This is a genomic window from Austwickia chelonae, from assembly GCF_003391095.1.
In the GTDB taxonomy this organism is placed as follows: domain Bacteria; phylum Actinomycetota; class Actinomycetes; order Actinomycetales; family Dermatophilaceae; genus Austwickia; species Austwickia chelonae_A.
On the sequence record NZ_CP031447.1, the window covers coordinates 3,249,877 to 3,270,885 of the forward strand.

The window sequence follows — 21,009 nt, forward strand, 5'->3', positions numbered from 1 at the left end:
ACTCGTGATCCCTTCCGAGACAGCGCTCCCCCAGACTGCGCCCACCTGCGCAGAGCCGATATCGCGGGGCCGCTCGGGCACATCGGCCAAGGCCTTCCTCGTGCTCGCCGCAGCCGCCCTGGTCCTCACCGGCTGCGGCGGGGACCAGGCCATCGCCCAGGACAAGGCCCGCAGCTCGCTCATCGAGCCGGGAGACATCCCCGGGCAGAACTGGTCCGCCGGGGAGCCGAACGAGGTCGCCCCCGAGCGGGAGGACACCTCCGTCGGTGAATTCCTCAACCAGTCCGAAGGAGTTTCCGAGGCCTGCCGAAAAGCTCTTTCCCAGTTCAACGCGCAACTCGGTAAACCATCGGCCTATGCCCAGCTCACTTTCTCCCAGCCATCGGACTCCGCTATCGGCGGTCGAGAACTGTCCGTGACCGTGCGTGGATATGAGGAGAATTTCCCGGAACTGCCCGACCCGCAGAAAGTGGTCTCCGCTTGCCCGTCCTTCGATCTCTCCCGGGATGATCAACAGTTGTCCGTGAAGCTCCGCAAACCCACATACGAGACCAAAGGTGCGTCAGCTTTGGGGATGGACATCGCCATGGGCACCGAGAAGATCTCCCTGGACCTGGTTCGGGTCGCCGAAGGCGGGAATCTGGTGACGCTCAGCCTGACCGGTGTCGACGAGAAGGCCAACAAAGAAGTACTCGAGAAAGTCCTCACGAAACAGCTGGAGAAAGTGAAGTCGAGCGTCCGCTGAACTCCCCCGGTCGGCAGCTCCCTGCCGACCGCCCCTGCATCCTGACGCCGCCCGGTCGGTGAGAACCGGTTCTCACCGACCGGGCGGCGTCGGCGTATCCATCCATATCCTGCCCAGGCCGAGGTGCGAACGTGAGAACGCCTGCCCACGAATCGGTCCGGCAGCCGCTTTTCCCCCGACACACTCCACCGATGCCGGACATCACGTGAACGGTATGCAAAATCAGTTGCCCCACCCCCCGGGTGATGAGGCAGGCTGAGAACCGACATATCGCGCACAGAAGCGCGCCCGCGGGGACACGTCCAGCACCGCTGTCGTCACCGCTCTCCGCAGACCGGGTTCACCGTCGAACCGCCCAGGGCTGCGACACCACCACTTCCACGATCGACGACACCTGCCCGGACGGCGCGCGCCCAGACCATCCGCGCCCCTCACCGAGGCCTCACCGCGAAAGACGAGGACATGAACGTCCACCTCATCCACATGACCCGGCATCTCCCGCTCCGCGACAGGGGCAGCGACCGCCCGCGCACCCGCAGCGCCGCCGAGATCAACCTCCAGGTCCGCCGCGTCGCCCGCAGCGCGCGCCTCCACGGCGACCAGCACTGATCCCCTCCCGAGGGTGGGCTCCCCGATGCCGGTGAGCCCACCCTCAGCTGGATCTCACGCCGCCGGATACAACTCCACCGGAACCTCGCCCAGAGCCCGCACCGTGACCGTCATCGTCGACAGATCGACCTGAGTGATGCTGTCCTGCGGCAACTCGTTCCAGCCCGACGTGTCCAGCCCCGCCGAAGCCACCACGAACGACCCGTCCTGGCCCAGCAGATAACGCATCGTGAAATACCGCTCGTCGTGCTCGTCGGGCAGCACCGACCCCGGCTGCTGATGGATCTCCCACAGCGGCAAAGGCGCAGCACTACTGCTGTTCACCACGACCATCTCGGAGGACGACATCGTCACACTGTTCAGGCTCGCCGCCGGATAAGCCGTACGGATCCGGGCGACCGCCGCCGCCACCGCATCCGTCAACGACATCCCCGCCGCCGTTCCCTCACGGACCAAGGCGAAGTACAGCTCCGAATCCGTGGTCCCCTCCACGCCCTCCATCGCCACCGGGCCCACCATGGCCCGCAACACCGGAGTCGGCGCGATCGACCCGTTGTGCGCGAACGCCAGACCGTCACCATGGAACGGGTGACTGTTCGTGGTCTGCACCGCCATCCGATCAGTGGCCAACCTCAGATGGAAGATCCGTGCCCGGGACAACGGTCGGTCCATCACCGTCCGCAACAGCTCGTCCTCATGACCGGGCAGAACCGTCCGCAGCCGGTGCACCACGCTCTCCCCGCTGCTTTCGTCGAGCCACGCCGTGCCCCACCCGTCGTCGTGCAACTGGGCCATCAACTGATACGTCCGGCACTGGCGCGCGCCGATCAGCTCTTCCACCGCAGCAGGTCTCGGGGCGGCATAAGCGAGCAGGCGGCACATGATCTCAGAACTCCTCGAACGGCGACAGCGGTCTCGACCCCTCTCATCGGCAGAGAAGGGCCCGTCGCCACTGTCCGAGCCGCAGTCGCTGCGCAAGGATGGACGATGATGCGGACAACGGCGACCCCGGGCGTCCGCACGCTCACCGACAGTGCCGACGACCGAGAGGGATTCATGTGAACCGTCAGGATGTTCTCGAACATGCGTTGGCCACCCTCGACGCCTACGGCTTCGCGGACCTGTCGATGCGGCGGCTGGCGACCTCCCTGGGCGTCCAGCCGGGGGCGATCTACTGGCACTTCGCGAACAAACAGTCGCTGCTGTCGGCCATCGCGGGGATCATCCTCGAGGACGTCTCCCGGATGCCGACCGGGCAGGGCTGGGCCGAGGACGTACGGCGGTGGGCCCAGACGCTGCGCTCTGCGCTGCTCGCCCATCGGGACGGCGCCGAACTGGTGGCCTCCGTGCTGGCGCTGCGCCCGCCTGAGCTCACCCCCTACGCGCCCTGCCTGACCGCGCTGACCGATGCCGGACTCGGCGAGGAAGAAGCGCACGCCGCGGCCTCCGCGCTGCTGCACTACGTCGTCGGGCACACCGTCGACACACAGAATCACGCCCAAGCCCGGGCGCTGGGCGTGAAAGGCGTCCTGGAGGACCCCGGAGCCGATGAGACGGCCGTCGGACGATTCCGGTACGGACTGGAGTTGTTCCTGGTCGGGCTCCATGCCCGCGTGCCGTGACCTCAGTTCTCCCGCACTGGTCCTCCGCAGAGTTACTGTGGAAGGACCAGACTTTCGGAGGGCCAGCCGTATGGATCCGATCAGGCTCGTCGTGTCCCCACGCCATGCGACGGACAACGGACGTCGTCGTGCCCCCGACGGGCCCGGGAGCGGGACAGACCCGGCCCCGAGCACCCCGGACGGTGACGCCGGCGGATCCTTTCGCTCGGCGGACAGGTCCGGTGGTCACGCCGGGCTGCCGACCCGCCGCACCCTGCCCGACCGGAGACTGACCGCCATCGGCGCCTGGTGTCTCCTGGAGGACTTCGGTGATCCCTCCACACGGCCCACCCTCCTGGAGACCGTGGCCTACCCCGAAGCAGGTATCCAGTCGGTGACCTGGCCGATCGACGGGCTCATTCGTCGCCAGGACAGTCTGGGCACCGACGTCGTGATGCGGCATGGCACGGTGTGCATCGGCACCGCCGGTTCCGGGATCACCGTCGCCGAGAGCGGCGTCGACGACCCCCGCGGTGGACGGCACGCCCGCCGTTTCCTGCACGGGGTGCGCCTGGCTGCCGCGCTCCCCCCGCAGGCCCGCGGTATCGAACCGGGCTGCCAGGAGATCACCGATCCGCCCCGCTTGAACACCCCGACCATGCGGGCGACCGTCCTCGTCGGCTCCCTGGCCGGACCGCACTCGGAGGTCCGTTCCCCCGCCGAGGTCCACACCCCGCTGACCGCCGCCGACATCACGCTGACCACTGGTACCGAACGGCTCACCCTCGACCCCTTGCAAGAGCACGGTGTGCTCCTCATCGACGGAGAAGTCTCGGTCAACCGCACCCCTATCCGGGTCGGTGACCTGGCCTATGTGCCGGTCGGTCGGGAGCAGGTCGACCTGGCCACCCACGCCGGGTGTCGGGTCATCCTGCTGGGCGGCACCCCCTTCGACCACGAGTTCATCCTCTGGTGGAATATCGTCGCCGGTTCGCACGACGAGATCGTTGCCGCGCGGGAGTCCTGGCAGGCCGACGACGGGCACTTCGGTCGGGCTCCGCTGGGCGCGGTGCGCGCTGTCGCACCGCCGATCCCCCCGGTGCGTCTTCGCCCGCGCCGGGGCTCGTTACGCCATCGCGGATGAAGGGAACCTCCGGACACGTGAGAATAGGGGTATGAGCGAAGAACTCCTCCCGCCGCCGCCCGTCACCCTGACCATCGCCGGATCCGAGGCCACCGGTGGTGCCGGTGCGCAAGCCGACCTGAAGACCTTCCAGCAGCTCGGCACCTACGGCATGGTCGCGCTCACCTGCATCGTCTCCTTCGACCCGAAGGCCGGCTGGGGGCACCGTTTCGTCCCTGTCGACCCGCAGGTCATCGCCGACCAGTTGGAAGCCCAGTTCGCCTGCTACGACGTTCGCACCGTGAAGATCGGCATGCTGGGCACCCCCGCCACCATCGACACCGTGGCCGCTGCTCTGCGATCGGCCGACACCACGCAGGTCGTCCTCGACCCGGTCCTGATCTGTAAGGGACAGGAGCCCGGAGCAGCGCTGGACACCGACAATGCGCTCAAGGAGCAGATCCTGCCGCTGGCAACCTTCGTCACCCCGAACCAGTTCGAAGCGATGAGCCTGTCCGGGATGGACGCCATCGACTCCGAGGAGCAGCTGGTCGAAGCCGCGAAGCGTATTCACGACACCAGCGGAGCCATCGTCCTCGCCAAGGGCGGAGTACGCCTGGCCGGGCCGGACGCCGTCGACGTCTTCTACGACGGACAGACCCTCGAGGTCCTGCGCGCCCCGAAGATCGGCGAGGTCGCCGTCTCCGGCGCCGGATGCACCCTGGCTGCGGCGGTCACCGCCGAACTCGCCAAGGGCGCCGAACCGTTGGCGGCCGCTCGCACGGCGAAGGAGTTCGTCACCCGCGGTATCCGCGGACGGGTCGCCAGTCGTGCCCCCTTCGACGCCCTATGGCAAGGACGAGGATGAAAGACCTGTTGCGGCTGCTGCGTTCGGCGCAGCAGCTGCGGCCGTACTACCTGGCGATCGCGGTCACCTCGATTCTGACCGCGGGCACCGCGCTGGTGGTGCCCTTCCTGGTGAAAGCGGCGACGGACGTGGTCGTGGCCCAGGTAGGTTCGGCGCCGGGGTCAACCGAGGACGCCGTCCGTCGCATCGTCTGGGTCGCCTTGGCGCTGTTGGCGGTGGACATCACCCATTCGCTGATCACGAATGTGGGCGGCTATCTCGGAGACGTCATGTCCGCCCGGCTGCGGGCCATCATGTCGCAGCGGTACTTCGAGCATCTGCTCTCCCTGCCGCAGAGCTACTTCGACGATGAAATGACCGGGAAGATCATCAACCGGTTGAACCGTTCGATCACGGAGACCTCGCACTTCCTCCAGGTGTTCGCGAACAGTTTCTGCCCGATGCTGTTGACCGTCGTGGCCGTCGTCGGCATCAGCGGCTACTACGCCTGGCCCCTGGCGCTCCTGTTGTTGATCCTCTTCCCGGTGTTCATGTGGTTGACCACCTTGACGAGCAGCCGGTGGCAGAAGCTGGAAGCCGAGAAGAACACTGTCGTCGACGAGGCCGGCGGCCGGTTCGCCGAGGTCGTCGGCCAGATCAAGGTGGTGCGCAGCTTCCGTCAGGAAGAACGGGAACTCGACAGTTTCGGCCGGGCCTTCCGCACCACCGTCGGTCTGACCCGCACCCAGTCGCGGTACTGGCATGTGATGGACGCTTCCCGGCATGGCGCGGTCAATCTGATCTTCTTCGGGATCTACGCGGTGATCTTCGTACGCACCGTGCAGGGGGCTTTCACGCTGGGCGTGATGGTGTTGCTCATCCAGCTGGTCAACATGGCCCGGCAACCGGTGATGATGATGAGCTACCTGGTCGACACCGGTCAGCGGGCTCTGGCGGGGACCCGGTCGTACTTCGAGGTGATGGATCTTCCTGCCGACCGGCCGAGTCTGCCGGTCCCGGCGGCTGAGGTCGACGCGCAGCATGCGCCCACGATCTCCTTCGAGGGGGTCTGCTTCAGTTATGGCGACGAAGCCGACGTCCTGCGTGAGATCACCTTCTCGGTGCGCGCCGGGGAGCGGGTCGCGCTCGTCGGTGAGAGCGGCGGCGGCAAGTCCACCTTGGTCAGTCTGCTGCTGGGCTTCTACCGTCCGCAGCAGGGCCGGATCCTCGTCGGGGACACCGATGTGGCCGCCTCGCCGCCGGAGTCGGTCCGCGAGCAGGTCGGGGTGGTCTTCCAGGATCCGTCGCTCTTCTCCGGGACCGTCCGGGAGAACATCGCCTACGGACGCCCGGGTGCCACGGACGACGTCGTCCTGGACGCGGCCAGGCGGGCCCACGCCCACACCTTCGTCGAGTCCTTCCGTGACGGCTATGACACCGTCATCGGGGAGCGTGGGGTGAAGCTGTCCGGCGGGCAGAAACAGCGCATCGCCGTGGCCCGGGCCATCGTCAAGGACGCCCCGGTCCTCGTGCTGGACGAGGCCACCAGCTCTTTGGACGGCAAGTCCGAGCGGCTGGTGCAGGCCGGGCTCGACTCGCTGATGACCGGTCGCACCACGATCATCATCGCCCACCGGCTGGCCACGATCTCCTCGGTCGACCGGATCGTCACGCTCCGCGACGGGAGGGTCGACGAATTCGGTACGCCGGCCGAACTCGCCGCGAGCGGCGGGATCTACGCGGAGCTGCTCGCCCTCCAGGCCAAGAGCAGCAAACGCGACCGGAAACGCCTGGCGGCCTATGACATCACCGGATGAGCCGATGACATCCTGGTGCACATGTCCTCCTCCGACCAGTTGACCACGACCACCGCCCCGACCTTCCCGGACGTCCTGCCGATCGACGAGCGAATCCCGCTGACGGAGTTCGACGACGACCCGGTGGATGTCGTCTCCACGGCCATCGACCACGGGGAGATCACCCTGCCGGAGAGACTGGTGCTCACGTTGGCCGGAGAGGTCACCCCGCGGTGGGCGCAGGAGCACGGTTTTCAGGAGGTCTACGCCTTCGAGACGATCACGATGACCTTCCCGGTGTGGGTCGGGGAACATCGCGGGGCGCAGATCGCCTTGGCCGAGGTGCCGATGGGTGCGGCGGCTGCGGTGGCCGTGGCCGACGATTTCTTCCGGCGCGGGGTGCGGGCCGTGGTGACGACCGGGTCGTGCGGTGCTTTGGTCCCGGCACCGGCCGGGGCCTTCTACATCCCGACGAAGGCGCTGCGGGACGAGGGCGCTTCGTACCACTACCAGCCGGCGTCCCGGTGGATCGATCTGGACGAGGACATGGTCCAGGTCTGTGTCGAGGCGGTCGCTGCTGCCGGGCATCCGTACGTGTTGACTCCGGTGTGGACCACCGACGGGCTCTTCCGGGAGACCCGGGGGAAGATCGCTGCCCGGGTCGCCGAGGGCTGCCAGGTGGTCGACATGGAGTGCTCCGCATTGACTGCTTGCGCCCGGTTCCGCGGGATCCGTTTCGGGCAGATCGTGTACACCGCAGACTCGTTGGCCGACGAGGTTCATGATCCCCGCGATTGGGGGAAGGCCTTCCGCTCCCTGGCCATCGACCTGGCCGCCGACGCCGTCGCCCGCGTCCCCTCCTTGACGTGAAGGTCCCCTCCATAACGTGAAGGTCCCCTCCAAACACTGTGGACCTGAGCACCGTGTTCGGTGCTCAGGTCCACGTTATGGAGGATGAGAGTGGTCAGACGCGGAATCTACTGACGAGGGATTGGAGTTCTGCCGCACGGCCGGCGAGTTCGTGAGCGGCCTGGGCGGTGTTGGCGGCCCCTGCCGTGGAGTCGCTGGCCGCCCGCGCCGCATCGGACACATTGCCGGCGATGCTGCTGGCCCCGGCTGCTGCATCGGTCACATTCCGGCTCATCTCGTTGGTGGTCGCGGTCTGCTCCTCCACCGCCGACGCAATCGTCGACTGCGTATCATTGATCTGCGCAATAATCGACGAAATCTCCGAAATCGCCGCCACCGCAGCCTGCGTATCCACCTGAATCGCCTCCACCCGATGCGCAATATCCTCCGTCGCCTTCGACGTCTCCTGCGCCAAATCCTTCACCTCATTCGCCACCACAGCGAACCCCTTACCCGCCTCCCCCGCACGAGCAGCCTCAATCGTCGCATTCAACGCCAACAAATTCGTCTGCTCCGCAATCGACGTAATCGTCTTGATCACCTCACCGATCTCCGCCGAACTCTCCCCCAACTTCGCCACCGTCGCATTCGTCTGATCCGCCACCGCCACCGCCGACGCCGCCACCCCCGCAGCATCCTGAGCATTCTTCGCGATCTCCCGAATCGACGCCGTCATCTCCTCCGTCCCCGCCGCCACCGTCTGCACGTTACGAGAAACGTCTTCAGCCGAATTAGTCACGATGGCAAGCTGACTCGACGAGTGCTCAGCGCTGGACCCGACCTGGGCGGAGACTGCGGAAAGCTCCTCGGAGGCTGCCGCGACCGCCTGGGAGGCGTCGGCCACCTGGGAGACGATGCCCTGCATGGACCGCCGGGTCCGCTCACCGGCCTGAGCCATCCGTCCGATCTCGTCCCCGCTGAGGATCTCCGGCTCGACGGTCAGGTCGCCGTCGCCCATCGCCTGCAGGGTGCGCTGGAGGGAGGCCACCGAACGCAGCACCATCCGGGAGGTCAGCCACGCGACGAAGCCGATGCCGAGGATGCCGATGAGGATGGTGATCGCGCTGACGGTCAAGGCGGTGACCCGGCTGGTCTCCTGGGAGGCCAAGGCCTGCTGCACCCGGAGGTCAGCCGTCTTCTGCATGTCCGCGCCGTCCTTAGCGACCTTGTCGAGGACGGCGTTCTCCTGGGCGATGACGATATCGTCACCGGCGGCGAGACCGGCGGCCGTTCCCGTCTTGTACTGCACCACGGCTTTGTCGTCGAGTGCCTGGTACTCGGCGAAGTCGTCCCCGATCTTCTTCCAGAGCCGCTTGCCCTCTTCGGTGCGGGCACCGATGTCCCCGTCGAGGGTCTTCTTCACGGCGGCAGAACGCTCGGCGAATTCCTTACGGTTCGTGGAGCTGGGGTCGACGGCTTTCGGCCCACCGACGATGTGCGCGTCCAGGGCGTAGGCGTTCTGGTAGTTGTTGACATCACTGATCTTCCACAGGACGTTGGTGACCCGCTCGTAGAGGTCCTTCGCCGTGGCCACTTCTTTACTGGCCGCTTGCGCATTGCCCAGCGACCAGATGTTCACGCCGCCGAGCAGGAGCGCGGTGATCACGCCGATGGCTCCCACCGAGAGGATCTTCGCGCGCAGGGAGAGCCTGCCGAACCAGCTGTGCCCCGTTCCCCCACCTGTATCAGCCGAAGAAGCGGAGGTCTGCTGACCAGGGAGAGCGGTGATTTCTTGGGACATGGCCACCTACTTGGCTACTGGAGCTGGGTCGCCCCTTCAATCGGCGGATCCACTCACAGTTCAAGCGATTCCGAACTGCCACTTATCGATTTCACCTGCTGGCAACGCTTTTCATTGACCGATAGGTCGCTTTCGCCCCGCACTGCGCCCTAATGTATGCGCCATGATGCATGTCGCTGCCTATGCCGCCCCCGCCGCAGGCGCCCCGCTGGAGAAGATCACCATCGCCCGCCGCGAAGTACGCGCCACGGACGTCCGGATCGAGATCACCTACGCCGGTATCTGCCACTCCGACATCCACACCGTCCGTGACGAGTGGGGCCCGCAGAGCTACCCTCTCGCCCCCGGGCACGAGATCGTCGGCACCGTCACCGAAGTCGGCCCCGACGTCGAGAAATTCGCCGTCGGTGACATCGTCGGTGTCGGCTGCATGGTCGATTCCTGCCGTGACTGCGCGGCCTGCGAGGAGGGCCTCGAACAGTACTGCCTGAACGGCAATATCGGCACCTACGGAAGCAAGGGCTACGACGGCGAGATCACCCAGGGCGGCTACTCCACGCACATCGTCGTGGAGGAACGCTTCGTCGTCCGCATCCCCGAGCCCTTCCACGGCGACCGGTTGGCCGCAGCGACCCCGCTGCTCTGCGCCGGGATCACCCTGTTCAGCCCGCTGAAGCACTGGGGAGTCGGCCCCGGCACGAAGGTTGCCGTCATCGGGATGGGCGGGCTCGGCCACGTCGGCGTGAAGATCGCCGCCGCCATGGGCGCCGAGGTCACTGTCCTCTCCCACAGCCTGAACAAGAAGGACGACGGCCTGCGCTTCGGCGCGAAGAACTATGTCGCCACCACCGACCGTGACGCGATGAAAGCGCTACGTGGCAGCTTCGACCTGATCATCAACACGGTCTCGGTGAACCTGCCGATGGACGACTACCTGGCCCTGCTCCGCTACGACGGCACCCTCGTCGAGCTGGGCGCTCCCAGCAAACCCCTTGAAGTAGCAGGTTTCTCACTGATCGTCGCCCGCAAGTCCCTGGCCGGGTCCTGCATCGGCGGGATGCCCGAGACCCAGGAGATGCTGAACTTCTGCGCCGAACACGACATCGTCTGCGAGATCGAACAGATCAACGCCGATTACATCAACGAAGCCTACGAACGGGTCGTGAACTCCGACGTGCGCTACCGCTTCGTCATCGACGCGAAGACCTTCTGAGCCGCAGCTCACCGCTCGGCCATACGGCAGGGGTGGTGCCACCGGGCTTCCGATGGCACCACCCCTGCCGTGCTGAACAGGGCCTGTTCATTGGTCACCAGGTCACGTCCGTCGTATTTGGGACATGGTCCTGGAGTGTGCGGACTCGATCGATGCGGCGGCCGATGGGGGTCGGGCGGCGCTGATGCTGGTGGCACCCGCGCTGTGCAGAAGGTTCAGTGTCGTATTACTAGTGCGGCGCGTCGTTAGTTCCTAAACGGTTAGGTTGTTGGGATGATGGGGTATGGCGAATCGACCTGCCCCGGCTCTGGTGTTGCGTGAGGGTAACCGTGAGGAGCTGTTGCGCTGGACGCGTTCGACGACGATGCAGGCGGGTCTGGTGATGCGGGCCAGGATCGTGCTGGCCGCGGCAGCGGGCGCGGCGAACGAACACATCGCCGCGCAGGAGAGCACGACCCGCACGACGGTCATCAAGTGGCGGGCCAGGTACCAGGACAAGGGGCTGGGCGGGCTGGTCGATGAGCCGCGCTCGGGCCGGCCCCGGCAGGTGGATCACCGGGACGTGGTCGCGGCTACGTTGAGGCCGCCGCCGAAGAAGTACGGGGTGACGCACTGGTCGAGCCGGTTGCTGGCCGCCCACCTGGGGATTGGGGACGCGACGGTGGCGCGGGCGTGGCGGGAGTACGGGGTCCAGCCGTGGCGGGCCGAGACGTTCAAGTTCTCCACCGATCCCGAGCTGGTGGCCAAGGTCACCGGCGTGGTCGGGCTCTACCTTGACCCGCCGGAGAACGCGATCGTGCTCTGCGTGGACGAGAAGTCCCAGATCCAGGCACTCGACCGGACCGCGCCGATGCTGCCCATGCAGCCGGGCCTACCGGCCCGCCGGACCCACGACTACAAGAGGCACGGCACCACCACGTTGTTCGCGGCGCTGGAGATCGCCACCGGCAAGGTCACCGGCGCGTGCAAGCCACGGCATCGGCACACCGAGTTCCTCGCGTTCCTGAAACAGGTCGCCCGCGCCTACCCCGAGCGCGAGCTGCACCTGGTCATGGACAGCTTCCCCCGCGAGCGGGAGGTGCCCCCAGCCACCCACAAGAAGACCGAGGTCAAGGCCTGGTTGGCCAAGAACCCTCGCATCCACATCCACCACACCCCGACCTGCGGGTCCTGGCTCAACCTGGTCGAGGTCTGGTTCTCCGTCATCGAACGCCAGGCCATCCACCGCGGGTCGTTCGGCTCCGTTAAAGAGCTCAATGCCAAGATCCGCGCCTTCATCGACGGTTGGAACGAGCGGTGCCACCCCTTCGTGTGGACCAAGACCACCGACGAGATCCTCAAGAAAGCCAACCGTCAAACAACTTCAAACACGGGCCACTAGAGACTCCCACAGAACCGATGGATTAAGCCCTAAACCAATCCTAGAACGACATCAGGAGCACCCGTGAGCAAGCGGAGGACTGGGGTATGCCCATATGAAGGCGATTCACTACCATCTGTTCCAGGATGTCTACGAGTGGGCTGGTCAGGAGCGGACAGCCCCGGTGGGGCAGTGGATGGTCAAGGACGGGCATGCGTATTACCCCGCCGGAGAGCCTTTGCAGGCTGCCGCGCGGCAGGAGTACGCCAAGCTCGCGGACAAGGGGTTGCTGCGTGGTCTGGAGCGGGAGGATTTCGTGGGGGAGCTTGCCGAGAGCCGGGGTGAGTTGAACGTGGCGCGTAGCTTCCGGGAGGGCAATACGCGATCCCAGTTCGTGTTCTTCGCTCAGCTGTCCGAGCAGGCTGGATACCGCTTGGATACGGCTGTGTTCGCGCCGGGATCTCCGTTGCGGGAGGAGTTCGTCCAGGCACGGTTCCATGGTCAGGACACCGGGAGGAATGATCAGTTGGCTACGGTCCTGGGGAAAGCCATTACTCAGGTCAGTCAGACCGGTCCCCGGCAAGACCCTGGACCTCAGCGGGGTTTGGCTGCGCGAGCGGCGAGTTTCCCGAAGGCGGGTACGCGGGTGACTCGACCGAAAGAAGCCCCGACCGCGCAGCGGGATACGTCTTACCGGTCCGGGCAGGGGTATGGGCTGCCTGAGCGGGGACAGGGGCGTCGGCGTTGACCACGGTGGGTTATGCCCGGGTGTCGGTTGGATCGGTTGGGTCGCTCGGAGCGGGTTCTGGTCGAGACCTTGCACGAGCTGGGGCAGCGGGGAATCGATGTGCGCAGCCTGAGGGAACCGGTCATCGACACCACGGCGATGTCGGGACAGGTGGTGTTGGAGTTCGTAGCGATCCTGGCCCGGGCAAGACGAGAGCTGACTGGGGAACGTACCGTCCAAGGGCTGGCCCAAGCCCGGCGTGGTGGGCGCAAGCTGGGTCGCCCGTCGGCGTTGAGCCAAGACCAGGTGGCCCAGGCCCGACTACGGCGCGCCGGCGGAGAGAGCATCGCAAAGATCGCTGAAGACTTCGGAGTGGGTGCCTCGACGGTTTCTCGGACGCTACGGGTAACCTCCACCACATAGAAAACCACCCGCAGAAGCGTGCGTCTCCTCTGCGCTACCGATCTGAAGCAGGGCCATGTCAAGACGGGTAAGGCAACGGCTAGGAGCCGCCTTGCTGGCTCCGGTTCATCGCATTGGTCTTGTGCGTACGAAGGAGATCACGGGCCGCTCCCAGCCCCCGCCGTTCAGGGCCGTCTCTGCCGTCGTCACCTTCCCCACCAGGCGCTTTGAACTTGGCATGGTCATAAATTTCTCCCAAAAGGTCATAGGCCAGGTTCGCGCGTTCGGCCTCAGAGGTGCCGTCAAGCAGAGCCTTCAGCTGGCTGATAAGGGCTTTTTGTTGATCCTGCATGCGTTCTCCTCTTCGTACTGATGATGTTGTCAGCTTAGATGAGGTCGGGTTGCTCAAGCGAGAGCCAAGCGCACATAACTACTTATGACGAATCAGCGGGAATTCCTCGGGCAGGGGATGACTGCCTCGACGTGGAGTCCTTGAGCTGGGGCGTCTGACCAGAAAATCTTTCAGGGGTACTGGTCGGGGAGGTAGTTCTTGAACTGTGGCCCTTACCCCGGTGACCAGGGTCATCGAAGATGCCCTTGACGAGCTCAGTGACCCTCTGGCAGGTGGCCAGATCAGTTTGTTTCCGAGGCGTCCAGCTGTTCCCGCACGATCTGGAAGTACATCCAGTTCACGCGGAACGCCGGGCATGGCGAACGGTCGGGCTGGGTGCTGCCTCACTCAGGAGGCCGCGTAGCTCTTCGCAGGTCTCGTACTCGCGTTGCGCATCGGTCACGAACTGCCCTGGCTTGAGAACCACGGTCCCGTCCGGTAGCTCGGTCTTGAGGAAGTACTGGTTCTTGCGACCCGACAGAGCGACCCGCCCCCGGGAGTCAGTTTGGACGATCTCGCACATGCCACCACGCTGCCCATCTGCCCATTATGGGCAACTATTTAGAGGGCCTCATCGAGGGAATTTTTTCAGCAGTAGATTAATAGGCTTTAAAAGCACCTGTCTTAATTGCTTTAAACACTAGGGTGCGGTGTTCGAATGATTAAATGCGAACACCGCACCCTAACGGCCTAGGACCTATTGGCCGCCCTGGATATAGGGCCTCGAACTAGAAGAACACTTATAAGAACGATGGCCAATAAGTATGTGATCGAGATGATGCTCCATCCTTCATTGTCCAATGATCTTGGGAAATCAAAGAAGGCAAACCTGACGCACATTATGAGTCCAATAATCCTGATGACCCACTGGATAGGTGTGTAGGTTTTGGAGCTGTTCATGCTTCCTCCTGTTTTACCAGCCTAGTACCGCAGTGGCTGCGCCAGACGCACAGCTGACGGCAAGTCCCCAACCCACCTTGCCACCAAGCCACTTGACGAAGGCCCAGTAGCTAACGCGTTTTTCAAGGATACTCAATACGGCATCGAAGCCGACCACGCCGGAAACGCAGCCTACGACGGACTTTGCAAACGCCCGAGCTGCGCCTTTGAGCCAGTCAGCTGGGCCACGGAGAGACATCAATTCGGCAGACTCCTCGCCTGAGAGTGTGCTGAGGCTCCAGGTCTCCACCAGATTCCCCTTGGCGTCGTAGGCAACCAGATCCGCGTTGGGCTTGGTGTGCAAGGTGACTGCACTTGCCGGAAGTGGGCTGTGGCCGGTTTTCTGAAGGAAATCAGAAAGCTTAACTCTCATGGAATCATCGAGAGTTTCAACGATATTGCCAGCCTTATTCTTGTCAAGGCTTGCAGTGTAAGTCTCGCCGCAATCTACGCTCACGCTTTGTGAAGCCGTGATCGCGCTAGGACTGTTAGCTTCAGCTGCATGAATTGGGCCAACTGATCCAAAGATCATTGCAATAGAGATAAGCCCGGATGTAACCAGCGTGGAGCGCCTAAGGCTCACGTTAAACCACTCCTTTGTGATCTGGGTACGGGAGCAGTCCGTGCGTGCCCCCGGCGGCCTAAGCCGTGAGTGAAGTTATCTTCTTTTTCGTCTGTATGCAATGAGTCGTTCAGGCGTGTCTCGTATGAATTTTTGCGGGCGCAAGTAAACGTGCTTCCGATGACATGGATGGGATCGTGAATGATAAAACTTTAAGACATGAATTAATGATCTAACTTACGCATATATGTTTTAACATGGCGTATTGAGGTATACCCCAGTCCCTCGCTTACTCCTGGATGCTCCTGATGTTGTTCTAGGGTGGGTTGAGGGCTTAATCCATCGGTTCTGTGGGAGTCTCTAAGGATTCATAGGCTCAGGAGAGGGCGAGAGGGAGCGGCATGGTGTCTTCTGGGGTGCGGGTGGGGTATGCGCGGATCTCGACGATCGATCAGAATCCGGATCGGCAGGTGGCCGCGTTGAAGGCTGAAGGTATCGAGCGGGTGTGGATCGATCGGGCTTCGGGGAAGAATCTTGGTGGCTGTCCGGAGCTGGCTGCGTTGTTGGGGTGGGTGCGTGAGGGTGACGAGGTCGTGGTTGCCAGTCTGGATCGGTTGGGTCGGTCGTTGTCGGATCTGCTGGCGTTGGTCGATGAGCTGACGGGGCGTGGGGTGCGGGTCACGGTGTTGTCCCCGCGGTTGTCGTTGAGTCAGGACGCGGGGGATGCGGCCGGGCGGCTTCAGCTGGGGTTGCTCGGTGCGGTTGCGGAGTTCGAGCGGGCGTTGATTCGGGAGCGTCAGCGTGAGGGCATTGAGGCTGCTCGGGCTCGGGGTGCGTACAAGGGGCGTAAGCCCACGGACCCGGCCAAGTTGGAGCAGGCCCGGGCGTTGGTGGCGGCGGGAGTTCCTGTGGCTCAAGCTGCTCGCCGGGTCGGGGTAGATCGTTCTGTGCTGGTCCGGGCTGGTATCCGTGCTGTTCGGTCATGCCGGGTCGCTCCCCCGCCAGTGTCGAGCCCGCCACCGCCGGCACAGTCGGTACGGCTCGTGGCCCCGGTGATTCTCCCAGAATCACCGGCCAGTCCCCCGCCGGTGCCATGTAGGCCGGACACAGTTCTGTTCTCTGGGTAGAGGACTAGCCCGGAGATTTCGTGGTGTTGAGCGTGCCGTGACATGAGAAGTGCCCTTGACCTGCAAGGATGTTGATTTCGACGTCAGTATCCGCAGGATCAGAAGGGCACTTCCCAGGTGAGTAAGCGTAGCGGGCTCTACCCCCATGTCCGGGTCGACACCGCGGCGGTGCCAGCGGTCGCTCAGGCCGGTGGGGTCCTGTTGACAAAGACGGCGCGCGTATCGGGTCTGGACCGGGCGTTGAGTCAGGCACTGCTTCCGTGGCGGAAGCCGTTGGCCAGGCACGACCCGGCTAAGGTCCTGCTGGATCTGGGGATGTCACTGGCGTTGGGTGGGGACACCTGCCGGGACGCGGCCCTGTTGCGGGCCGAACCGGGGGTGTACGGGCCGGTCGCCTCAGACGCCACGATCTGCCGCACCATCGCCGCGCTGGCCGCCGACGTGGCTAGGGTCGAGAAGGCCGTTGCAGGTGCGCGGGCGGTAGCTCGCGCCCATGTGTGGGCGCTGGCCGGGCGGCACGCCCCGAACCACGGCATCGACGCCGCGAATCCGCTGGTCATCGACCTGGACGCCACGTTGGTGAGGGCCCACTCCGAGAAGGAGCAGGCCGCGCCAACCTTTAAACGTGGCTACGGGTTCCACCCACTGTGCGCCTTCGTCGACCACGGTCCCAAGGGGAGCGGGGAGGCGTTGGCGATGTTGCTGCGCCCGGGGAACGCCGGCTCGAACACGGCCGCCGACCATGAACATGTCATCAAGGCGGTCCTGGCCGCACTGCCCGACACCGATGCGTCCCGGCCTGGCAGGAAGGTGTTGATCCGCACTGACGGCGCCGGGGGCACTCGGAAGCTGTTGGGGTTCCTGCACCGCCGCGGCCTGTCGTACTCCATCGGCTGGACCCTGCCCGCGAACACCCCCGAGTTGTACAACCTGATTCCCGAGCAGGTGTGGCAGGGCGCGTACAACGCCGACGGCGCCGTACGCGAGGGTGCTGACGTAGCCGAGTTCACCGACCTGCTCACCGGCGCCGGCAAGCTGAAAGGCTACCCACCGGGGATGCGGATCATCGTGCGCCGGGAACGGCCCCACCCCGGCGCGCAACTGCGCTTCGATGACGTCGCCGGCTACCGGTTGACCGCGTTCGTCACCAACACCACCCGCGGGCAACTGGCTGACCTGGAGCTGCGCCACCGCCGCCGGGCCCGCTGCGAAGACCGCATCCGGATCGCCAAAGACACCGGCTTGACCAACCTGCCCCTGCAAGGCTTCGCGCAGAACCGCGTCTGGCTCCTGATCGTGCAGCTCGCGAACGATCTCCTGGCGTGGATGGCCATGCTCGCCCTGACCGGGCACGACGCGCGCCGGTGGGAACCCAAGACCCTGCGCCACCGCCTGTTCACCATCGCCGCCACCCTCGCGCGCACCGCCCGGCAACGGGTCCTCCACATCAAGAACACCGCCCCATGGGCCGGGCTGTTCACCACCGCGTGGACCAACCTGAGCGCACTGTCACCGCCTTGACCAGCGCACTCAACCAACCCCTACCAACCCCGAGACACCCTCGTTCGTGGAAAACGACGCCCACCGGCAGCGACATCCCGGCCACTGTCGTACCCACCTGCCAGAATTCACCCCACAACAACGGCAACGGCGCCGACTACACCGACGCCGCGCCCTGATGAAACATCCGGGCTAAATTACATGAGAATCACTCGGCGTAGATATGGACCCTTTTCCTCACCTACGCCAAGTGATTTAGCGAGCGTTATTCGTGATCATTTGGATCCAAATGATCACATCATCGCCACATTCTCTTCCCATGAGGAAACTCAGCCCGGCCTCACTTCAAGTTCCTTATTTATGGTCTTGTTTATCTGCAAAATAATTGAATAATCTTGCAGAGATGTTAACAAAGATGCCACAGAGGAGCAGGGTGAGCATTGAAACGACGATGGTCTCTGCGCTGAGTCTTTCCTTCCACACTCCCAATGCCCATAGAATACATATGGTCATGAGGATTGTGGAGATTATCTGATCGCCGCGCGTAGTTCTCCAGTAGTTTTTCATTCGCAGCTCATGAATTCCATCGGATGATGATCGCCAGAACTGCCGCGACCATTGGTTTCTTCAACTTATTCGCCAGCGCCCTCAATGCTGGAGGGATGACACTTGTGATACAGCCGCCAATAACGGCCTCGACTCGCGACTCAGCGCTAGCTTGTTCTCCTGTTCTCACGAGGTGAACAATTTCCCCAACCGCTGCACCCCCAAGCGCCCCAACGGCACACCTTCCGAGTACCGCCACAAAAGGAATAAGTAATGCAGGAAGCGCTCTAAAATCAGATCCCTCTTCTGAGGTCGTTGCCACTTCGACCAAGGCGGCAACTTCCGCTTGAGCTGCTAGATCGTCAGGGAAAAGAACTCGGGCAAATTCTTGAGGTGTTCTCGTGGTAGCTGCTTTGTCCAGTGCGTTCAAGAGCTGTTGCAGCTTAGCGTCATCGATGCTTGTTCCCGTTGTCCCCACGGTGGTCGAGCATCCTACAGATGAGGCCGGCTGAACTTCAGCAGCTTGAGCTGAGCTCGTGCCAACAACTGCTCCAAACCCCATCACCATCGCTGCGACCACTGTGGCTGCGATTGAACTCTTGAACATCGAATCTCCTGAAAGTCATATTGTATGGAACTTCGAACATCTGACGATTTCTCACTCATGTGCGTGGATTGAACTAAATACCTCTCTTGGGTGCTAAGCTCCAATCAGAACAGGCCCCCCTCGTCTCATAGATGCATGTTCTATAACTTTTTGATAAAGTTACTAAAGTGGTCAGTCTGGGCGTGGCAAAAGGTCATACCTTATGAAAGTCGCAGCAATAGATCGCGGCGGTCTTGCCTGATAAAAGGTGAGCGCCAATGGAGACTTAGGTTCGTTTATTCATTGAGGGGCGGGTCGAGGTTGAGCCCCTTTGTTGGTGTTGAGAGGCATCTTCATGCCTTGGAGTGGGGACGACAACTCTCTAGTCTGTAGCTGTTCGGTGGGGTGCGACTTCCACATGACGAGCGTGGTGCGGCAGTGGCTGGTATGGGTGGGCGTTCGCGCTGGACGATGACCCACGCCCCCTCGGGGTAATCGTGCCGCAGATTTTACTTGGCCAAAAGGTCGATGAGCTCGACTGCCACAGCGCCGTCACGGACCTAGTTGTGGATCTTCCACACAGGGCGCACACATGTGCCTAGGAACGATGCGGCACAGATCAGCGGTGGCGGTGGGAAAGGATATACCCCATTGCGACAGACAGTAGTCACTGATGGTCTTAACTTCTGACGGGTTGGGTAACGACGCGTGGAGCGCAAGGTCTCGTTGCGAGATGCCGTGGGCTGCTGATGGCAGTCCACGGCACGCCAATGCTTTTTAAATAAAAGGTAAATTGGTAGACATAACCCACTATATCGGTATAGTACGTTTTATCAGGGATGGCCGATTCTAGGTGTCCCCGGGGGCTTGCATGACATCTCGGAACAAGAAGCTTTTAACGATCCTGAGCCTAGAAAACAGGGCTCTAGTGTCGTGAGTCGTTAATGTGTTTCCTTTTTGGTTGGATGGGTTCGTGCCGGGTCCTGCTGCGAAGTCTCTTGTCCTGACTGATCATGAGCGGTCGGTGCTGTCGGGGTGGGTGCGTCGGCCGACGTCGTCGGCGCGGTTGGTGCAACGGGCCTCGATCGTGTTGGCGTACGCCGAGGAGTCGTCGGTGGCCGGTGTGGCGCGGCGGGTGGGGGTCAGTGCCCCGACGGTGACCAAGTGGCGCGACCGGTTCCTGACCGAGAGGCTGAACGGGTTGGATGATGCGCCACGGCCGGGGCAGCCCCGCAAGCTGACCGACGAGCAGATCGAGACGCTGATCAGCCGCACCCTCAGCGGGGTGCCGCCGAACGGAGATACTCGCTGGTCGACTCGGTCCATGGCCAAGGACCAGGGGTTGAACCAGACCCAGGTGTCGCGGATCTGGCGGGCCTTCGGTCTCAAACCGCACGCGGTGGACTCCACCGAAGTCGTCCAAGGACCCGGCGTTCGTGGACAAGGCCTGCGACATCGTCGGCCTGTACCTGCCACCCCCGCAGAACGCCCTGGTCCTGGTGGTGGATGAGCAGTCCCAGGTCCAGGCCCTGGACCGGGCTACGCCGATCCTGCCGATGATGCCCGGCACGCCCGCGCGGGCCACCCACGACTACATCCGCCACGGAACCACGACAGCGTTCGCGGCGATGGACATCCTCTCCGGGGCAGTCATCGCACGGAACCACCATCGCCACCACTCGGTCGAGTTCCTCCGATTCCTCACAGAAGTCGACGCCGCCACCCCCACAGACCTCGAGCTGCACCTCGTGCTCGACAACTTCCCCCGCGAGCGGGAGGCGCCCCCAGCCACCCACAAGACCCCAGCCGTGAAGGCCTGGCTACTCAAGCACCCCCGCGTGGTCCTGCACTTCACGCCCACCAGCGCGTCCTGGCACAACCTCGTCGAACGCTGGTTCGCCGAACTCACCCGCCGCAAACCCCGGCGCTCAACCCACCGCTGTGTCATCGAGCTCGAACGCGACATCGTGACCTGGACCCAGAACTGGAACAACGACCCCAAACCCTTCGTCTGGACCAAGACCACCGATCAGATCCTCGACACCCTCACCAGCTACTGCCAACGAACCAACGACTCACGACACTAGCTGCGCTGAATATATGTGAGGAGGTAAAAAAGTCCATTGTCGAGACACGGACGCCTCCTGTTGTGGAAACTATCACTGCGGGTGACCGCACCCAGAGCAACCGCTACGATGACACAAGTTTGATCAGTGCTTTCCGTGAAGATTCTCTTCAAGAGATTCAACTTCCGGATTGCCCCAGATAGGGCAACACGGAGGGGT

General features: G+C 63.6%; 20 protein-coding genes and 1 pseudogene. 15 read left to right on the top strand and 6 right to left on the bottom strand.

Translation table 11 applies throughout. The annotated features are described in order from the left end of the window. Positions 1 to 4: 4 nt before the first annotated feature. Both DX923_RS14275 and DX923_RS16350 read left to right on the top strand, forming a co-directional pair. The gene (locus DX923_RS14275) at positions 5 to 745 is read left to right on the top strand and encodes a hypothetical protein (RefSeq protein WP_116115769.1); all 741 of its coding nucleotides are present in this window, start codon (positions 5 to 7) and stop codon (positions 743 to 745) included. Between the two features lie 462 nt (positions 746 to 1,207). After that, the gene (locus tag DX923_RS16350; protein ID WP_162873026.1) at positions 1,208 to 1,354 is read left to right on the top strand and encodes a hypothetical protein; all 147 of its coding nucleotides are present in this window, start codon (positions 1,208 to 1,210) and stop codon (positions 1,352 to 1,354) included. A gap of 54 nt (positions 1,355 to 1,408) precedes the next feature. Here DX923_RS16350 and DX923_RS14280 read toward each other — a convergent pair whose 3' ends face one another. Continuing rightward, positions 1,409 to 2,236: a class II glutamine amidotransferase gene (locus DX923_RS14280; protein ID WP_116115770.1), complete on the bottom strand. Its 828-nt coding sequence runs from the start codon at positions 2,234 to 2,236 to the stop codon at positions 1,409 to 1,411. A 176-nt stretch (positions 2,237 to 2,412) separates the two neighbouring features. Here DX923_RS14280 and DX923_RS14285 point away from each other — a divergent pair, with 176 nt between their 5' ends. From DX923_RS14285 to DX923_RS14305, 5 genes are all read left to right on the top strand, one after another. Next, complete coding sequence (locus DX923_RS14285; RefSeq protein ID WP_240322654.1) at positions 2,413 to 2,976, top strand: TetR/AcrR family transcriptional regulator C-terminal domain-containing protein; 564 nt, start codon at positions 2,413 to 2,415, stop codon at positions 2,974 to 2,976. A gap of 70 nt (positions 2,977 to 3,046) precedes the next feature. Then, complete coding sequence (locus tag DX923_RS14290) at positions 3,047 to 4,099, top strand: pirin family protein (protein ID WP_162873027.1); 1,053 nt, start codon at positions 3,047 to 3,049, stop codon at positions 4,097 to 4,099. 31 nt (positions 4,100 to 4,130) lie between these two features. Further along, entirely contained in the window at positions 4,131 to 4,946 is an 816-nt protein-coding gene (locus DX923_RS14295) for a hydroxymethylpyrimidine/phosphomethylpyrimidine kinase (protein WP_116115772.1), read from the top strand. After that, a complete protein-coding gene (locus DX923_RS14300; RefSeq protein WP_116115773.1) occupies positions 4,943 to 6,742 on the top strand; it encodes an ABC transporter ATP-binding protein in 1,800 nt (599 codons plus the stop codon). The genes DX923_RS14295 and DX923_RS14300 overlap by 4 nt, the downstream gene beginning before the upstream one ends. Positions 6,743 to 6,763: 21 nt before the next feature. After that, positions 6,764 to 7,591 carry a nucleoside phosphorylase gene (locus DX923_RS14305; protein WP_116115774.1) on the top strand — a complete coding sequence of 276 codons (828 nt, stop codon included), beginning with the start codon at positions 6,764 to 6,766 and terminating at the stop codon, positions 7,589 to 7,591. 94 nt (positions 7,592 to 7,685) lie between these two features. Here DX923_RS14305 and DX923_RS14310 read toward each other — a convergent pair whose 3' ends face one another. Continuing rightward, the gene (locus tag DX923_RS14310) at positions 7,686 to 9,371 is read right to left on the bottom strand and encodes a methyl-accepting chemotaxis protein (protein WP_116116364.1); all 1,686 of its coding nucleotides are present in this window, start codon (positions 9,369 to 9,371) and stop codon (positions 7,686 to 7,688) included. A 163-nt stretch (positions 9,372 to 9,534) separates the two neighbouring features. On the opposite strand from DX923_RS14310, the gene DX923_RS14315 reads away from it, so the two are divergent. The 4 genes from DX923_RS14315 (at position 9,535) to DX923_RS14330 (ending at position 13,094) form a co-directional block, all read left to right on the top strand. Beyond that, on the top strand, positions 9,535 to 10,584 hold the full coding sequence (locus tag DX923_RS14315) for an NAD(P)-dependent alcohol dehydrogenase (protein ID WP_116115775.1): 1,050 nt from the start codon (positions 9,535 to 9,537) through the stop codon (positions 10,582 to 10,584). A gap of 283 nt (positions 10,585 to 10,867) precedes the next feature. Further along, positions 10,868 to 11,965: an IS630 family transposase gene (locus DX923_RS14320; RefSeq protein ID WP_430732281.1), complete on the top strand. Its 1,098-nt coding sequence runs from the start codon at positions 10,868 to 10,870 to the stop codon at positions 11,963 to 11,965. Between the two features lie 94 nt (positions 11,966 to 12,059). Next, complete coding sequence (locus tag DX923_RS14325; protein ID WP_116115776.1) at positions 12,060 to 12,692, top strand: Fic/DOC family protein; 633 nt, start codon at positions 12,060 to 12,062, stop codon at positions 12,690 to 12,692. A 27-nt stretch (positions 12,693 to 12,719) separates the two neighbouring features. Beyond that, positions 12,720 to 13,094, top strand: coding sequence for a recombinase family protein (locus tag DX923_RS14330; RefSeq protein ID WP_162873028.1), 375 nt, complete (start codon positions 12,720 to 12,722; stop codon positions 13,092 to 13,094). Positions 13,095 to 13,173: 79 nt separating this feature from the next. Here the strand turns inward: DX923_RS14330 and DX923_RS14335 are convergent, their stop codons facing one another. From DX923_RS14335 to DX923_RS14350, 3 genes are all read right to left on the bottom strand, one after another. After that, on the bottom strand, positions 13,174 to 13,425 hold the full coding sequence (locus DX923_RS14335) for a hypothetical protein (protein WP_116115778.1): 252 nt from the start codon (positions 13,423 to 13,425) through the stop codon (positions 13,174 to 13,176). Positions 13,426 to 13,762: 337 nt separating this feature from the next. Next, complete coding sequence (locus tag DX923_RS14340) at positions 13,763 to 13,987, bottom strand: hypothetical protein (protein WP_116115779.1); 225 nt, start codon at positions 13,985 to 13,987, stop codon at positions 13,763 to 13,765. Between the two features lie 390 nt (positions 13,988 to 14,377). Further along, positions 14,378 to 14,986, bottom strand: a complete 609-nt coding sequence (locus DX923_RS14350) for a hypothetical protein (RefSeq protein WP_162873029.1) — start codon at positions 14,984 to 14,986, stop codon at positions 14,378 to 14,380. 380 nt (positions 14,987 to 15,366) lie between these two features. On the opposite strand from DX923_RS14350, the gene DX923_RS14355 reads away from it, so the two are divergent. The 3 genes from DX923_RS14355 to DX923_RS16355 all read left to right on the top strand — a co-directional run bounded on the left by DX923_RS14355 (position 15,367) and on the right by DX923_RS16355 (position 17,771). Continuing rightward, positions 15,367 to 16,092, top strand: a complete 726-nt coding sequence (locus DX923_RS14355) for a recombinase family protein (protein WP_116115782.1) — start codon at positions 15,367 to 15,369, stop codon at positions 16,090 to 16,092. A 117-nt stretch (positions 16,093 to 16,209) separates the two neighbouring features. After that, a complete protein-coding gene (locus DX923_RS14360; protein WP_116113446.1) occupies positions 16,210 to 17,613 on the top strand; it encodes an IS1380 family transposase in 1,404 nt (467 codons plus the stop codon). After that, the gene (locus tag DX923_RS16355) at positions 17,610 to 17,771 is read left to right on the top strand and encodes a hypothetical protein (RefSeq protein ID WP_162872817.1); all 162 of its coding nucleotides are present in this window, start codon (positions 17,610 to 17,612) and stop codon (positions 17,769 to 17,771) included. The genes DX923_RS14360 and DX923_RS16355 overlap by 4 nt, the downstream gene beginning before the upstream one ends. Positions 17,772 to 18,166: 395 nt before the next feature. Here DX923_RS16355 and DX923_RS16360 read toward each other — a convergent pair whose 3' ends face one another. Continuing rightward, entirely contained in the window at positions 18,167 to 18,745 is a 579-nt protein-coding gene (locus tag DX923_RS16360) for a hypothetical protein (RefSeq protein ID WP_162873030.1), read from the bottom strand. 952 nt (positions 18,746 to 19,697) lie between these two features. Here DX923_RS16360 and DX923_RS14370 point away from each other — a divergent pair. Further along, a pseudogene (locus DX923_RS14370) lies at positions 19,698 to 20,811 on the top strand (IS630 family transposase). Positions 20,812 to 21,009: the final 198 nt, after the last annotated feature.